This is a genomic window from Massilia cellulosiltytica (genome assembly GCF_047325105.1).
Classification (GTDB): domain Bacteria; phylum Pseudomonadota; class Gammaproteobacteria; order Burkholderiales; family Burkholderiaceae_D; genus Telluria; species Telluria orientalis.
In genome coordinates, this window is the sequence record NZ_CP168562.1 from 3,754,763 (window position 1) to 3,768,212 (window position 13,450).

The following is a 13,450-nucleotide window of genomic DNA, read 5'->3' on the forward strand; positions in this document are numbered from 1 at the left end:
CGCCATGCTGACCCGCCCGCGCCAGGCCAGGCCCGACGAATCGCTCGGCTTCCCATCCGCGCTGCGCCCTTCCGTGCGCGCGGCCATTGCCGTCGTCGCGCAGGACGAGCTCGCGCCCCCGCACGGCACCTTCGACGTCAACGTGGATGGCGCAACAATGCACATTCCCTATCGGCTCTACTACGACCCTGCCCGCCTGCGGCGCGCGTTGGACGATGCGCAGGGCGCCGAGCGGCGCATCGTCGCCTGCCTGGGAACGCGGCATGTCGACGGTCACGTGCGGCAGGCATGCCTCGCGCAGATTCTCGACAGCGACGAAGCGTGGCTCATGCCCTACATCGTGCAGTTGTCCGGCGAGTACGTGATCGAGATCGTCGAGGACGTCGCGCGCTGGATCGTGACGCGCGACGCGTCGACTCTCGCGCCGTTCGCACGCGCCAACCCGGCCTGGCTCGCAACCCTGGCGCGGCGCGTGACGAGCTACTGGAACTGCTATCATCGCCGGGTATTTCCCGATCGGGCCGACTATCCGGGCACCCGAGTCCTTTCACACTTCAGATCCGATGTCACACGCCGCTGATTTGCTGTTGCGCCGCGCAACCCACGCCGACATCCCCGCCATGTCGCGCATCCGGCTGGCCGTCACCGAGAACGCCTTGCGCGACCCCACACGGATCACGGTCGCGATGTACGAGGATTATCTGGAACGGTCGGGCCGCGGCTGGGTAGCCGAAGCCGATGGCGGCATCGTGGGGTTCAGCTACGCCGACAACGTGAACGCGTCGATCTGGGCGCTCTTCATCCAGCCGGGCCAGGAAGGACGGGGACTCGGCAAGGCATTGCTCGAGCGGGCGGCGACCTGGCTGTTCGCGCAAGGCCACGCGCAGATCCGGCTGACGACCGGCGCCGGCACCCGCGCCGACCGCTTCTATGCGGCCCAAGGCTGGCGCCGCGCGCCCATCGGCGCCACCGAGATCGCGTACACGTTGGCGCGCCCGGTGGTATCCTTGGCGCCATGACTACCGATTCCGATATTGAACTGTCCGGCCCATTCCAGGCCAGGGACGCCAATGGCCGTAACCTCGACGTCAAGTCGATCCGCATTTTCGACGAGGGCTACGGGATCATCGACGTGTACGTGAAATTCAAGGACCGTCTCGACCCCGGCGCCTACAAGGACTCCGTCCTCGTGCGCGCCATTATCGACCGGCTGCGCGCCGTCGGGTACAAGGGGCCGGACTTCGGCCACAGCGATCCGGGCCTGCAGGAGAGCCGTCTCATCGTGCTCGAGGCGCCCGAGGAATTCGCGCCGTTCGCGAAAAGCAAGGGGTGGAAGAACCTGGCCGAGGATTTCGACGAGTAACGCGTCATGCCGCGCCGGTCTGGTCCCCGGCAAAATCAGATTGTTTCGTGATACACGCGCTGGCCGCCTTGCGGTTGGCGTGCGCCGCCCTAGACTGGGATGACCACACCGGCGGCCGACATCGTGCCGTTGCGACGCGATGCCTGACCGAAGTCTCCATGTACTTCGTGAAGGAACGATCATGCGTCCCCTGTACCTGATGCTCATCCCCGTCCTGCTCGTGTCCGCGTCCGGCACGCAGGCGCAAACCCTGGCGCCGGACGACCCCGTCGCCGTCGTCCAGGTCAAACCCATGGACGGGCCCTACCGCCTGCGCAACGAGCAAGCCCGGCAGATCGCGGGCACGTACGAGATGTCGAACGGCTGGTCCGTCGACGTGCGTCCCGACATGCGCCACGTTGACGTCCTCATCGACCGGAACAGGCCGCTGCGACTCCTTGCCATATCGCCCCGGAAGTTCGTGTCCGGCGACGGTAATGTGACCATGGAATTCAGCCGCGGCAACGACGAGAACGACATGACGCTGCGCTACGTGCCGGGCGTCGGCATGGCCGAGGTCGTGCTCACCTCGGTGTCGATCGCGCAGCGCTAGCCGCCGCCCGCCCCGAACAGATCGTGCGCATCGAGGATCGCGTACGTGATCCCGGGATGGCGTTCCAGCACCCTGCGCACGGCCGCGGGCACGGACTGGCGCACCTTCTTGCACAGGCCCGGCCGGTCTTCCAGCACGATGAGGATGCCGCGCAAGGTGCGCACCTCGTTCGGACCGGGCGCGATCTTCAGTTCGACGCCGAGGTTGGCGCGGATGCGGTCCTGCAGGCGTTTCAGGTCGTCGTAGCTGGCGACGGCGTCGATGCGCTCGAGCAGTTTTTGCTCTTCCGTGCGGGTGAGGCGCAGCGGGCGCAGGTCCGCGTCCGGATCGGCGAGCAGGATCTCGCGCTCGCAGACGCAGGCGCCGGGGGGACATTCGGTGCGGATGGGTATCGATACTTGTTGCAACATGGGGTCACGCTGTCAACGGATGGCTCGTCCGGGCAAGTAGTGTATCTCATTTAATACGCCTGCCATGCGCCGCCAGTGCGAGCCCTTCCAGAATACGCCGTGGCAGCAGTCGCACGTGCTGAACTCGTCCTGCGTGGCGGCCACGCGCGGCGGCAGCCGGTCCCTCACCTCCGCCTTCGCGATGGGCCGCAGCGGCGCATTGCACGACAGGCACAGCGTGAACGGGCGCATGCGCTCGGCCAGGCCGAAGCGCTCGGCCACTTCGCGCAGCTGCGCTTCCGCCTTCAATGCCCGCACGTAGCAGCCGTACACGATGCCGCGGCGCTTGAGCAGTTCGCGGTCGCGCGTCAGCACGGCGCGGCCGTCATCGAGCGCGATCGCTTCGACTTCGGCGTCGTTCAGCGTATTGCGGTAGATGGTGTCGAACCCCGCCATTCTCAACAGCCGCGCGAGACCGCCGAGATGCGCATCCGCGACGAAGCGCGCGCGTCCCGGCGGACGCTGGTCCAGCCGCGCCACGTCGGCCACATCGAAGGTCGTGAAGCGCGGGTAGACGGCGATGCGGTCGCCCTCTTCCAGGATGTCGTCCAGTCCCCGCGGCTCGCCGTTCAGCAGCACCAGTTCCACCTCCGTGTGCGGCACGCCGAGCGCCTCGATCATGTGCTTGGTCGTGGCGGCGCGCGCGCACGGCGCCGCGAAGGAACGGCCGCGCCGCTCGCGCGCGAGGAAGTCGTTCAGTTCGCCGTAGAAGCGGAACGTCGCGCTGACCATGATTCGTCCACGCCGCGCAGCACCTCCAGTGCGTTCGGCACCGAATGGCCCTCGGCCGTGTTATCGAAGATGCAGCAGAGGTCCGCGCCGGGCTGCGTCATCGCGACGATCCGCTGCTCGACCTCGCGCAGGAACTCGGGCGGATAGGACGAGTAGTAGATGCGCGGCGTGCCGTGCAGGCGGATGTAGGTCGACGCCGTCGTCGGCGCGTGCGGTCCGGGCTGGCCGGCGGGCGGATCGGCCATCACGCGCGTGACGCCGTGCTCGCGCAGCAGCGCGGTCGCCGTGTCGCCGAACCAAGTCGGATGGCGCCCTTCCAGCGCCACCATGCAGGGAAAGCGTGCGCGCAGGCGCGGCAGGAAATCGGCGACGGTCTCCGCATCGAACACGCCGCTGGGCGGCAGCTGGACGAGCACGCAGCCCAGTTTCTGCCCCAGTTCGCCGGCCTCGCGGACGAAACGGTCGAGCAACGCGTCCGCGTCGCGCAGCTTCGCCTCGTGCGTGATCGCCTTCGGCAGCTTGACGGAGAAACGGAAGGCGTCGGGCACGCTGGCGGCCCAGCGGGCGTACGTCTGCGGCTGGTGCGGCCGGTAGAACGACGAGTTGATCTCGACCGCGGGGAACACGGCCGCATAGCGCTCGAGGTGGCTGCCTTCGACGGGGAAGTCGGCCGCCACGTCCTTGTTGAGGCCCCAGCCGGCGCAGCCGATCAGGGGCCGATTGACTGCCGTGGATTGCAATTCGCTCATCTGGACCCATGTTGGAGGGCATCCGCCCGGCATCCGATTCTATGTCGAACGGCATGATCGACGGCGCACGCGCCACCGGGCCCAGAATATCGATTACCTACAGGAGGAACACCATGGCCGAGTCCCTGCACATCGTCTGTCCGCACTGCGACGCCGTCAACCGCGTCGCGGGCGAGCGCCTGGCCGACCAGCCCGTCTGCGGCAAATGCGCCAAGGCGCTGTTCACGGCCCAGCCCACGGACGTGTCGTCCGCCCGCTTCGACAAGCACGTCGGACGCAACGATATCCCCGTCCTCGTCGATTTCTGGGCCGCGTGGTGCGGCCCGTGCCGCATGATGGCGCCCGCGTATGCGCAGGCCGCCGGCCGGCTGGAACCGCACGCGCGGCTGCTGAAGGTCGATACGGAAGCATCGCAGGATCTCGCGGCGCGCTACAACATCCGCAGCATCCCGACGATCGCCTTGTTCCAGGGCGGCCGGGAGATCGCGCGCCAGGCCGGGGCGATGGATGCGAACCGCCTCGTCGCGTGGGTGCAGCAGACCGCGCGCGCCGCATGAGCGGCCGATCGGTTATGGTAATGGCAATCTAGAACCAGGAGAGATCATGGCCCAGGAACTCGTCTACGAACGCGGCCTCGAGGATGCCAAGCAGTTCGCCCGCATCCTGTACGTCGCGCATGCGCTCACGTTTTTCTTTTCGCTCGGCACGCTGTCGATCCTCGTGCTGATCGTAAATTACATGCGCCGGCCCGATACGGCCGGGACGATGGTGTACAGCCACCACACGTGGATGATCCGGTCGTTCTGGTTCTACCTGGTCTGGATGGTGGTCGCGGTGGTGCTTGCCATCACGATCATCGGGATTCCGATCGCGTGGCTCGTCGGTGCCGGCGCATGGCTGTGGATGGCGTACCGGATCATCCGCGGCTTCCTCGACCTGAACAACAACCGCGCGATGCCGGTGTGATCAGAGCCGGCCGAGCGCCTGCTCGATGTCCGCGATGAGATCGTCGGTCCCTTCGAGGCCGATGTTGAAGCGCACGAGCGGGCCCGTCTCGGGCCAGCCGCGCCGCATCCCCTGCATCCGGTACGGCACCGCGAGGCTGTGCGTCCCGCCCCAGCTGTACCCGATGCCGAACAGTGCCAGCGCGTCGACGAAGCGGTCCACCTGCTCGCCCGAAAAACGCGCGTCGAAGACCACGGAGAACAGGCCGCCCGCGCCCGTGAAATCGCGCTTCCACACGTCGTGGCCGGGGCAATCCTCGAATGCCGGGTGCAGCACCTTCGCGATTTCGGGGCGGCCTTCCAGCCACGCCGCCACCTTGCGCGCGGACGCATCGTGCGCGTCGAAGCGCAGCTTCATCGTTTCCAGCCCGCGCAGCACGAGCCAGGCATCGTCGCCGCCCACGCCCATGCCGAGGCGCATGTGCGACGTCGCGATGCGGTCGTTGATGGCGGTGTCGCGCGTGATCACGGCGCCCATCAGCACGTCCGAGCCGCCCGACTGGTATTTCGTCAGCGCCTGCATGACGATGTCGGCGCCGACGTCGAAGCCGCGCAGTGCGAGGCCTGCGGCCCAGGTGTTGTCCAGCGCGACCAGGATGCCCTTGTCGTGCGCCGCCGCGCAGATTGCGCGCAGGTCCGGCACTTCCATCGACACGGAGCCCGGCGCCTCGGTCCAGATCAGTGTCGTGTTCGGCTGGATCAGGTCCGCGATGCCCGCGCCCACGAGCGGATCGTAGAAACGCGCGGAGACGCCGAAGTCGTTCGCGAGCCAGCGTCCCAGCTCGCGCGTGGGGTTGTAGACGTTATCGGGCAGCAGGACGTCGTCGCCCGACTTCAGCAGCGCCAGCAGGATCATCGAGATGGCGGCGAGCCCGGACGGCGTCAGCAGGCAATGCGTGCCGCCTTCGATGGCGGCCAGGCGCGCTTCCAGCGTGAACGTCGTGGGCGTGCCGTGCAGGCCGTAGGTATAGGCCTGCTTGCTGCGCCAGTCGCCCGAGCGCAGGCTGGCCACGTCCTTGAACAGGACCGTGGACGCGTGGTGGATCGGCGTCGGGTATGCGGCGAAGCCGGCCGGCGGGCGGTAGTCGCTGTGGGTGAGCGTGGTCTGGATGGACTTTGTCTTCGTCACGTCGGATGCTCCATGTATCGTCGTTCCCGCGAAAGCGGGAACCCATGCCGAGTCACTTCAGCCGACTCAGTATGGTTTCCCGCGTGCGCGGGAATGACGAGGTCGTTGTCAGGCGACCGTCGCCCACAGGTCGTGCGCATCCGCCTTCGTCACGACCACGTCGATGAATTCGCCCACGGCCGGCTTGGCCTTGCCCGGCGTGAGGGCGCGCTTGATGTGGACGACGCCGTCGATTTCCGGCGCATCCGCCGCCGAGCGGCCGACCGCTTCGCGCGGGCCCGCTTCGTCGACGAGCACGCGGATCGTCTTGCCGACCTTCGCCTGCAGGCGCTGCGCCGAGATTTCTTCCTGCAGCAGCATCACGCGTGCGCGGCGCTCTTCCTTGACCTCGTCCGGCACCGGATTCGCGATCTCGTTCGCCGTCGCGCCTTCGACCGGCGAGTAGGCGAAGCAGCCCAGGCGGTCGATCTGCGCTTCCTTGAGGAAGTCCAGCAGGTATTCGAATTCCGCGTCCGTCTCGCCCGGGAAGCCGGCGATGAACGTCGAGCGGATCGTGAGGTCCGGGTTCATCTTGCGCCATGCCTGGATGCGGTCGAGGTTCTTCTCGCCGCTGGCCGGGCGCTTCATGCGCTTCAGGACGTCCGGATGCGCGTGCTGCAGCGGGATGTCCAGGTAAGGCAGGACGTGCTCGCCCATGAACGGAATCACCTGGTCCACGTGCGGGTACGGGTACACATAGTGCATGCGCACCCACGCGCCGTACTGTTTCGCCAACTGGCCCAGCGCTTCCATCAGCTGCGTCATGTGCGTCTTGACGGGGCGGCCGTTCCAGAAGCCGGTGCGGAACTTGACGTCCACGCCGTATGCGCTCGTGTCCTGCGAGATCACGAGCAGTTCCTTGACGCCCGCCTTGAACAGGTTCTCCGCTTCCTGCAGCACGTCGTGGATGGGACGCGACACCAGGTCGCCGCGCATCGACGGGATGATGCAGAAGCTGCAGCGGTGGTTGCAGCCTTCCGAAATCTTCAGGTAGGCATAGTGCTTGGGCGTGAGCTTGACGCCGTGGTCCGGCACGAGGTCGATGAACGGGTCGTGCGGCTTGGGCAGGTGGATGTGGACGGACTCCATCACTTCGGCCACGGCGTGCGGACCGGTCACCGCGAGCACCTTCGGGTGCACCTTGGTGATGATGTCGCTGCCCGATGCATCCTTCTTGGCGCCGAGGCAGCCCGTGACGATCACTTTGCCGTTTTCGGCCAGCGCCTCGCCGATCGCATCCAGCGATTCCTGCACGGCCGCGTCGATGAAGCCGCAGGTGTTGACGATCACGAGGTCCGCGCCGGCATACGACTTGGCGGTCTCGTAACCCTCCGCGCGCAGCTGCGTGAGGATCTGTTCGGAGTCGACGAGCGCCTTCGGGCAGCCGAGCGAGACGAAACCGACCTTCGGCGGCACGGCATTGCCGGCGGCGTCGGAGGTGGCGGGGGGAGGATTACGGCGGAGTTCTTGCATTGTCGGATTGCGGCAAACGTTCAGGGCAATCCGCGATTGTACAGGAAGCGGGGGCGGAGGGAAATCGATGGCCTTGGAACGTCGCCCCTGCGAAGGCAGGGGCCCAGTTTCAGCGCCGCGGGAGCGCCTGGGAACCTGGATTCCCGCCTACGCGGGAAGTCATTTCCGGCAATGCCGGAAATGACAGATTTGAGTGCGCCGTGCTTTATGCACTCATTTCTTCTCCGGCGGCACCCCGAACGGGAACGCGCCGAACATCGCCTTGCTCTGGCTCTGCATCTGCTCCTGCATCTGCAGGAACAGGTTCTTGCTCTGGTCGATGTAGTTGTTCATCATGCCCTGCATCATCGGGCCCTGGATGTTCATGAACTGGGTCCACATCTCGGTGCTGAACGGCTTGCCTTCCATCGCGCCCGCGGCCGAGCCGACGAACTTGTTCTGGATGTCGGTGAACGCCTGCACGTTCTTTTCCAGGTAGGACCCCATCATGCCCTGCATCGCGTGGCCGTAGTAGCGGATGATCTGGGACAGCACGCCGCTGGAGAACATCGGCACGCCGTGCGCTTCCTCTTCGAGAATGATCTGCAGGAGGATGCTGCGGGTCAGGTCTTCGTTCGTCTTGGCATCCACGACCGTGAACTCGTCGGAATCGAGGACGAGTTGCTTCACGTCGGACAAGGTGATGTAAGAACTGGTCTGGGTGTCGTACAGCCGGCGGTTCGGATACTTCTTGATCAGGCGTTCAGTGCTTTTTTTGACACTACTCATCTCATTTCCATGTACAGCGCCGTAGCGCATTTATTATGCGGCGACCGCGGGGATCTCCTGCGGCGTCTCCGATTCCAAGAGGATATCCGCTAAAAATACCACGTTGCGAACGCAGGTGCAGCAATTATTCGCTGAGCAACTGAATGATTTTTTTCGCAACGCGGCTGCCGCCTCTTCAATCGGCCCTGGCCTTGACGTACCGGCCCGGCGCCGGCTCGATCGCCGGATACTGCGCATTGCCCGGCTGTGCGGGCGGCGCGACTTCCTTGCCGCCGTGTTCGACGAGGAACTTCGCCCATTCCGGCCACCAGCTGCCCTTCTTCTCGACGGCGCCGGCGAACCAGTCGGCCGCCGTCTTCGGCCGCGTCTTGCCGCCCTCGTTGACCCAGTAGCTGCGCTTGTTCTTCGACGCGGGGTTGATCACGCCGGCGATGTGTCCCGATGCGCCGAGCACAAAACGGTTGTTCTTCGGCTTCTTCGGGTTGAGCAATCCCATCGACGCGAACGCCGCTTCCCACGGCACGATGTGATCTTCCTTCGAGCCGTACAGGAAGGTCGGGCAATCGATGGCGCCAAGGTCGACCTTGACGCCGGCCACCGTCAGCGCACCCGGCACCTTCAGCTTGTCCTCGAGATAGGTATTGCGCAGGTACCAGCAATACATCGGGCCCGGCAGGTTCGTGCTGTCGGCATTCCAGTACAGCAGGTCGAACGCGGGCGGCGTCTTGCCTTTCAGGTAGTTTTGCTGGACATAGTTCCACACGAGGTCGTTCGGACGGAGTGCCGAGAACGTCGTCGCCAGGTCGCGTCCCGGCATCAGGCCGCCGCGCGACAACTGCTGCTCGCGCAGCTTGACCTGGGTCTCGTCGACGAACACGTCGAGCACGCCCGTGTCCGAGAAATCGAGCAGCGTGGTGAACAGCGACAGGGTGGCGGCCGGCTTCTGGCCGCGCGCGGCCAGCACGGCCAGCGCGGTCGCGGCGATCGTGCCGCCCACGCAGAAGCCGAACACGTTCACCTTGTCCTGGCCCGTGATGGCGCGCGTGGCGTCCAGCGCGCGGATCGCGCCCTGCTCCACGTAATCGTCCCACGTCGTGCCGGCCAGGCTCTGGTCCGGATTACGCCAGGACAGCATGAACACCGTATTGCCCTGCTCCACCAGGTAGCGGACGAGGGAATTCTCCGGCTGCAAGTCGAGGATGTAGTATTTGTTGATGCACGGCGGCACCATCAGCAGCGGCACCTCGTGCACGGTCGGCGTCGCCGGCGTGTACTGGATCAGCTGGAACAAGTGATTCTCGAACACGACCGTGCCCGGTGTCATACCGACGTTGCGGCCCACTTCGAACGCGGACTCGTCCGATTGGGAGATGCGGCCCTTCTGCAGGTCGGCCAGCATGTTCTGCAAGCCTTTCGTGAGACTCTCGCCCTTGGTCTCGATCATTTTCTGCTGGGCTTCCGGATTCGTCGCGAGGAAGTTCGCGGGCGACATCGCATCGACGATCTGCTGGACGGCGAAGCGGATTTTCTGTTTGTCGCGCGGCGGCGCTTCGACGGCCTCGGCCAGCGCCATGAGGAATTCGGAATTCAGCAGGTAGGACGCGACGCTGTACGCGGACATCGCGTTCGCCGTCCACTCGGGCGCGGAAAAGCGGCGGTCGCTGAACGACGGCAGCTTGCCGGTGACAAGATCCTGCCACAGCTTCATCGCCTTTTGCAGGTAATCGTTGCGCAGCGCTTCCAGCTTGCCCTGCGACAGCCCGGCGCCGATATCGCCCAGCATCTTGGCCACCGGTGCGAACGCTGCCGAGCCGTCGGCACCGTCGGGGAGTTTCATCCAGGACTGCCAGGCGGAGGGATCGGTGAATTGCGCAAACGGCGCCATCCAGGGTGCGGCAAGCATCTGCGGGGTAGCATCAGGCGTATTCATAAGGCGTCCATTGTGTAGAATCGTTTTATCGACAGCAACCGGAGCATCGCATGTGGATCGTAGCCATAGGATGGATGTACGTCGTAACCCTGATGGCGGCGACGGAGCCGACTGTGGTTGGCGGCATTATGACTTTTTTCGGCTATGGCGTGTTGCCATTCTCAATCGTTTTTTACCTTGCGGGATCAAGACGGCGGCGCGCCCGCGCGGCGCAGGCGGCGTCGAGGACGGCGGACGGAACACCGGTCGTGCCCGTGGCAGGCCATGTGGCGGGCGCCGATGGCGGTGCGGCCGGACACGGCCGCGATGGGGGCCGCTGAACGGCCCGCGCTTATTTCAACCAGATGAGGCTGGCCTGCCGGCCCGTCACGCCATCGCGGCGATAAGAATAGAACCAGTCGGTTTCGCTCGCCGTGCAGCGGTCACCGCCATGGACGCGCGTGATCCCGTCGCGGGCCAGCATGCGACGCGCCAACAAATACATGTCCACCAGATACTTGCCCGGTCGCCCCGCATACGGCCGGAAAGCATCGTCCACCTGCCCCGGCAACGCGGCCTCGAAGGCGGCCAGCACGTCGCTGCCCACTTCGAACGCGTCCCGGCCGATCGCCGGCCCGAGCCAGGCCGTGATCTCGCCCGCGCCAGCCGCGCGCATGGCCGCGACCGTCTGACCGAGCACGCCACCGGCCAGCCCGCGCCAGCCCGCATGCGCGGCGCCCGCGACCTTGCCGCCCAGGTCCGCGAACAGCACGGGCAGGCAGTCCGCCGTGAGGATGGCGCAGACGACGCCAGGCACCGTCGCGATGCTCGCGTCGCCCGTAAGCACGGGACCGCCCGGCTGGACGGCCGCCGCATCGACGACGTCGGGACCGTGCACCTGCGCGATCCACGCGGGCGGACCCGGCAGGCGCGCGCGCAGGCGCATCCGGTTGGCCTGCACGGCCTCCGGATCGTCGTTCACGTGCCGCCCCAGGTTCAGCCCGCCACCGTCGCGCCCGTCGCCGTACGGGCCCATGCTGACGCCGCCGCGCCGCGTCGTGGCCAGGGCACCGAACGCGTCAGGCAGATCGGGCCATTGGGTCGCGGGATGGATCAGATCAGCGTCCTGCAGATCGGATTCCGGCATCAGATCGCTTCCGGTTCTTCGATCCCGGCCTGTTCCAGAAGTTCCGCGAAATCGTCGGCCAGCGGCACGACCCATTCCATGTGCTCGCCGGTGGCCGGGTGCGTGAGCCCAAGCCGGCGCGCCTGCAGCGCCTGGCGGTGGAAGAACGAACGCAGGTGCTGCTTGCCGTACACGGTGTCGCCGACGAGACTGTAGCCCAGCGACTGCATGTGCACGCGGATCTGGTGCGTGCGGCCCGTCTCCAGGCGGCATTGCACGAGGCTGACCGGGCGGCGGTCGAGCTCACCCGTCTCCAGCAGTTCGTAGTGCGTGATGGCCGGCTTCGCCGACGGGCTGTTCGACACGGCCATCTTGACGCGGTCCTTCGCATCGCGGCTGATCGCCGAATCGATGGTGCCGTACGCACGCGGCGTGCCCCACACGAGCGCGAAATATTCGCGTTTCACCGTGCGCGCCTGCAGCTGGCGCACGAGGTCCGTCTGCGCTTCCAGCGTCTTGCCGACGACCATCAGGCCGCTCGTGTCCTTGTCGAGGCGGTGCACGATGCCGGCACGCGGCACGGACACCAGTTGCGGGCAGTGATGCAGCAGCCCGTTCAGCAGGGTGCCCGACCAGTTGCCCGAGCCCGGATGCACCACGAGGCCGGCCGGCTTGTTGATGACGATGATGGCGTCGTCCTCGTGGACGATGTCCAGTTCCATCGCTTCCGGCGTGTAGGCCGTATCCTCGGGCGCCGGCTGCGGCACGACGGTGACCGTCTCGTCGCCATAGGCCGTGCTCTTGCCCTTCGCCGGCTTGCCGTCGACGAGGATGTGGCCTTCGTCGAACCATTGCTGCAGGCGGCTGCGCGAGAACTGGGGCACCAACCCGGCCACGACCTTGTCCAACCGCTGGCCGCAGTGTTCTGGCTCCAGTTCCAGGGTGATCGGAGAATAATCAGGGCCACCGGTGCCGGCATCGAGCTCGGCGTCGAGGTCCTCATCCAGGTCGGGGTCGAAAAGGTTTTCCGCCGAATTCGGCGCAGCAGTTAATATCACGTCAGTCCCATCGGCTATAATCAGCCGTTCGTTGAATCTCGGTAAAACTTTCTTGCACTAAGAGCTTATGCAAAAAAAATTGTCTGTATTAGTCCTGACTAGCGTCCTGCTCAGTTTGTCAGCTTGCGGTTTGTTGCCGGAAAGATCCGACGAAAACAAGAACGTGTCAGCATCGAAATTATACGCTGACGCGCAGGAGGAAATGGCGGGCGGCCACTACGAAGCCGCGATCAAGCTGTTCGAACGCCTCGAATCCAACTATCCGTTCGGCACCTACGCCGCCCAGGCGCAGATGGAAATCGCCTATGCGCACTACAAGGCGCAGGACCAGGCCGAGGCGCTGGCTGCCGTCGAACGCTTCATCAAGCTGCACCCGAACCACCCGCAGGTCGACTATATGTACTACCTGCGCGGCCTGATTAATTTCAACGACCAGATCGGCTTCCTCAGCTTCATCTACGCCCAGGATCCGACCGAGCGCGACCCGAAGGCGACGCGCGAAGCGTTTGCCGCGTTCAAGGAACTGGTCGACAAGTTCCCGAACAGCAAATACGCGCCGGACTCGGTCGCCCGCATGAACTACCTGATCAACGCGATGGCGCAGTACGAAGTGCACGTGGCGAACTACTACTACCGCCGCGGCGCCTACCTGGCCGCGCTGAACCGCGCCCAGGGCGCCGTTACCCAGTTCAGCGAATCCCCGGCGCGCGAGGAAGCGCTGTTCATCATGATTCGCGCCTACGACAAGCTCGGCATGTTCGAGCTGCGCGACGACACGCAGCGCATCTTCACCATGAACTACCCGAACAGCCGCTTCCTGGGCGGCAAGGGTTCGGGCGACGCGCCGTGGTGGAAGTTCTGGGCCAAGGCCGGCCCCAAACCGGCGCCGAAAGACGCCGTGCAGTAACCCCAGTGCCCGCGCAAGCGGGCTTTTTTTCGCCCCCCTGGCCCAAAATTCGGGGTCAGAGCACATTTCCGATCAATATCCTGCGACCCGTTGCTCTGGCAACGCTCTGCGCGCGTGCACGCCGTCCATGGACATTCGCGCCCGGCGACACG

At 65.7% G+C, this 13,450-nt stretch carries 17 protein-coding genes; 8 read left to right on the top strand and 9 right to left on the bottom strand.

Annotated elements, in window-relative coordinates; all coding sequences use genetic code 11:
* Positions 1–4: 4 nt before the first annotated feature.
* The 4 genes from ACEN9H_RS16345 to ACEN9H_RS16360 all read left to right on the top strand — a co-directional run bounded on the left by ACEN9H_RS16345 (position 5) and on the right by ACEN9H_RS16360 (position 1,955).
* The gene (locus ACEN9H_RS16345; RefSeq protein WP_413671253.1) at positions 5–580 is read left to right on the top strand and encodes a hypothetical protein; all 576 of its coding nucleotides are present in this window, start codon (positions 5–7) and stop codon (positions 578–580) included.
* Positions 564–1,019 (top strand): N-acetyltransferase family protein, encoded by a 456-nt coding sequence (locus ACEN9H_RS16350; protein WP_413671254.1) that lies wholly within the window; start codon positions 564–566, stop codon positions 1,017–1,019. Before ACEN9H_RS16345 ends, ACEN9H_RS16350 begins: the two co-directional genes overlap by 17 nt.
* Positions 1,016–1,363, top strand: a complete 348-nt coding sequence (locus ACEN9H_RS16355; RefSeq protein ID WP_056131704.1) for a hypothetical protein — start codon at positions 1,016–1,018, stop codon at positions 1,361–1,363. Before ACEN9H_RS16350 ends, ACEN9H_RS16355 begins: the two co-directional genes overlap by 4 nt.
* 181 nt (positions 1,364–1,544) lie before the next feature.
* Positions 1,545–1,955: a hypothetical protein gene (locus tag ACEN9H_RS16360; protein WP_056131699.1), complete on the top strand. Its 411-nt coding sequence runs from the start codon at positions 1,545–1,547 to the stop codon at positions 1,953–1,955.
* On the opposite strand, the gene ACEN9H_RS16365 is transcribed toward ACEN9H_RS16360, so the two are convergent.
* The 3 genes from ACEN9H_RS16365 to ACEN9H_RS16375 are packed head-to-tail and all read right to left on the bottom strand — an operon-like array spanning position 1,952 to position 3,885.
* Positions 1,952–2,365 (bottom strand): hypothetical protein, encoded by a 414-nt coding sequence (locus ACEN9H_RS16365; protein WP_371762486.1) that lies wholly within the window; start codon positions 2,363–2,365, stop codon positions 1,952–1,954. The two genes, ACEN9H_RS16360 and ACEN9H_RS16365, sit on opposite strands and share 4 nt — an antisense overlap.
* 12 nt (positions 2,366–2,377) lie before the next feature.
* On the bottom strand, positions 2,378–3,136 hold the full coding sequence (locus ACEN9H_RS16370) for a Mut7-C RNAse domain-containing protein (protein ID WP_413671255.1): 759 nt from the start codon (positions 3,134–3,136) through the stop codon (positions 2,378–2,380).
* Positions 3,100–3,885: a DUF72 domain-containing protein gene (locus ACEN9H_RS16375; RefSeq protein WP_413671256.1), complete on the bottom strand. Its 786-nt coding sequence runs from the start codon at positions 3,883–3,885 to the stop codon at positions 3,100–3,102. The genes ACEN9H_RS16370 and ACEN9H_RS16375 overlap by 37 nt, the downstream gene beginning before the upstream one ends.
* Positions 3,886–3,998: 113 nt before the next feature.
* Between ACEN9H_RS16375 and trxC the strand changes: the two genes are divergently transcribed.
* Together trxC and ACEN9H_RS16385 are read left to right on the top strand one after the other, a co-directional pair.
* Entirely contained in the window at positions 3,999–4,442 is a 444-nt protein-coding gene (trxC, locus tag ACEN9H_RS16380) for a thioredoxin TrxC (protein WP_413671257.1), read from the top strand.
* 46 nt (positions 4,443–4,488) lie between these two features.
* Complete coding sequence (locus tag ACEN9H_RS16385; protein ID WP_413671258.1) at positions 4,489–4,851, top strand: DUF4870 family protein; 363 nt, start codon at positions 4,489–4,491, stop codon at positions 4,849–4,851.
* Here ACEN9H_RS16385 and ACEN9H_RS16390 read toward each other — a convergent pair whose 3' ends face one another.
* From ACEN9H_RS16390 to phaC, 4 genes are all read right to left on the bottom strand, one after another.
* Entirely contained in the window at positions 4,852–6,018 is a 1,167-nt protein-coding gene (locus ACEN9H_RS16390; protein ID WP_413671259.1) for a cystathionine beta-lyase, read from the bottom strand.
* 108 nt (positions 6,019–6,126) lie between these two features.
* Positions 6,127–7,530, bottom strand: coding sequence for a 30S ribosomal protein S12 methylthiotransferase RimO (gene rimO / locus ACEN9H_RS16395; protein ID WP_413671260.1), 1,404 nt, complete (start codon positions 7,528–7,530; stop codon positions 6,127–6,129).
* Positions 7,531–7,743: 213 nt separating this feature from the next.
* On the bottom strand, positions 7,744–8,298 hold the full coding sequence (gene phaR / locus ACEN9H_RS16400) for a polyhydroxyalkanoate synthesis repressor PhaR (RefSeq protein WP_413342679.1): 555 nt from the start codon (positions 8,296–8,298) through the stop codon (positions 7,744–7,746).
* 175 nt (positions 8,299–8,473) lie between these two features.
* Complete coding sequence (gene phaC, locus ACEN9H_RS16405; RefSeq protein WP_413671261.1) at positions 8,474–10,228, bottom strand: class I poly(R)-hydroxyalkanoic acid synthase; 1,755 nt, start codon at positions 10,226–10,228, stop codon at positions 8,474–8,476.
* Between the two features lie 50 nt (positions 10,229–10,278).
* On the opposite strand from phaC, the gene ACEN9H_RS16410 reads away from it, so the two are divergent.
* Complete coding sequence (locus ACEN9H_RS16410; RefSeq protein ID WP_413671262.1) at positions 10,279–10,548, top strand: hypothetical protein; 270 nt, start codon at positions 10,279–10,281, stop codon at positions 10,546–10,548.
* A gap of 11 nt (positions 10,549–10,559) precedes the next feature.
* On the opposite strand, the gene pgeF is transcribed toward ACEN9H_RS16410, so the two are convergent.
* Together pgeF and ACEN9H_RS16420 are read right to left on the bottom strand one after the other, a co-directional pair.
* Complete coding sequence (gene pgeF / locus ACEN9H_RS16415; protein WP_413671263.1) at positions 10,560–11,354, bottom strand: peptidoglycan editing factor PgeF; 795 nt, start codon at positions 11,352–11,354, stop codon at positions 10,560–10,562.
* The gene (locus ACEN9H_RS16420; protein WP_413671264.1) at positions 11,354–12,391 is read right to left on the bottom strand and encodes an RluA family pseudouridine synthase; all 1,038 of its coding nucleotides are present in this window, start codon (positions 12,389–12,391) and stop codon (positions 11,354–11,356) included. Before ACEN9H_RS16420 ends, pgeF begins: the two co-directional genes overlap by 1 nt.
* 67 nt (positions 12,392–12,458) lie before the next feature.
* Here ACEN9H_RS16420 and ACEN9H_RS16425 point away from each other — a divergent pair, with 67 nt between their 5' ends.
* Positions 12,459–13,298 carry an outer membrane protein assembly factor BamD gene (locus ACEN9H_RS16425; RefSeq protein WP_413671265.1) on the top strand — a complete coding sequence of 280 codons (840 nt, stop codon included), beginning with the start codon at positions 12,459–12,461 and terminating at the stop codon, positions 13,296–13,298.
* Positions 13,299–13,450: the final 152 nt, after the last annotated feature.